The organism is Acinetobacter tianfuensis (assembly GCF_003611465.1).
GTDB classification, from domain to species: domain Bacteria; phylum Pseudomonadota; class Gammaproteobacteria; order Pseudomonadales; family Moraxellaceae; genus Acinetobacter; species Acinetobacter tianfuensis.
Window position 1 is genome coordinate 1 of sequence record NZ_RAXV01000092.1, and the last position, 1,082, is coordinate 1,082.

The window sequence follows — 1,082 nt, forward strand, 5'->3', positions numbered from 1 at the left end:
TAAGCTGTCATTAAAAAGTAAACATGTATTCTTTTCCGAATTGGTTTGATACTCTCTCCACCCATTGCTCTATTTTATCAGCTGTCATGACTTGAAAATCTCGCCAATAATATTTCATCTGCTTCCATACCATCTCGATTCGATTTAACTCAGGGCTATAAGCAGGAATAAAATACAAATTCGTCGAAAAGTTACTTTTAAGTAGCTCTCTGTAATCAGCCATCTTTTTACTTCTATGAATCGAGGCATTATCAACAATAAGAACCAATGGAAGGTTATAAGTCTGTTTTACTTGTTGAGCTATTCCAGTTAAATAGGCATAAAACCAAGTGCTTGTAACTGACTCTTGTAAACAACTTGTCACCAGTTTCCCCGTTGAAAGCAAACACCCCATGACATTAACTCGTTTTAATCTTATTGCATCAACCGCATGAACATCACCTATCTTTGTCCATGCATAGCGGTTATCAGGTGTAGATGAAAACCCTGTTTCATCAACATAACCTAATATAATTTCACCACGTGCCACTTGCTCTCGTAATTTTTCAATCTGCTGTGTTGCTTGTTCAAATGCAATTGGATCTCTTTTTTTTCAAGCTATGACGGGTACGCTTGAAGACCATACCTGAATCACGTAAAAACTTACGAATGGTTTCAACAGACACGGACACTTCGTATTCTTCATGTAGTTTGACTCGGATTTGTTCTGCATTGAGTGGACTTGTATTGACCCAATCTAGGATTTTCGCCTGATAGTCTGAGATCAATGTATTGGGCCGACCTGAGCGATGACCTTCTTTAATCGATTCAAACTCATACAATTCCCAACGTCGGCGTTGTAGCCTTATGGTTTCTGGGATACGTTCTTGTAGAGTGGCAACTTCCGCAACACTTTTACCTTCAGAAAGCCAGAGAATAGTTTGGGCACGTTGTCTTTCACGCCAATGTTTTGCATGCTTGGCCAGAAAAATGAGTCGTTCTCGCTGTTCTAAACTAAGTGGTACAGAAACAATTCGAGGCATGTGTGAACATCTGTTAACTAAAAAAACTTTTTCGCATGATTAGTTATTTTTGTCAACTTA

2 protein-coding genes are annotated in these 1,082 nt (G+C 38.5%); both read right to left on the minus strand.

The window, feature by feature from the left end; genetic code table 11:
* Positions 1–10: 10 nt before the first annotated feature.
* The gene (locus tag D7V32_RS16990) at positions 11–529 is read right to left on the minus strand and encodes an IS630 family transposase (RefSeq protein ID WP_265936387.1); all 519 of its coding nucleotides are present in this window, start codon (positions 527–529) and stop codon (positions 11–13) included.
* A 37-nt stretch (positions 530–566) separates the two neighbouring features.
* Positions 567–1,022 carry a helix-turn-helix domain-containing protein gene (locus tag D7V32_RS16995; protein WP_120403944.1) on the minus strand — a complete coding sequence of 152 codons (456 nt, stop codon included), beginning with the start codon at positions 1,020–1,022 and terminating at the stop codon, positions 567–569.
* Positions 1,023–1,082: the final 60 nt, after the last annotated feature.

Bases quoted from the DNA above. Each gene is read 5' to 3' on its own strand.
- D7V32_RS16995 (WP_120403944.1), bottom strand. From the start codon at position 1,022: ATGCCTCGAATTGTTTCTGTACCACTTAGTTTAGAACAGCGAGAACGA.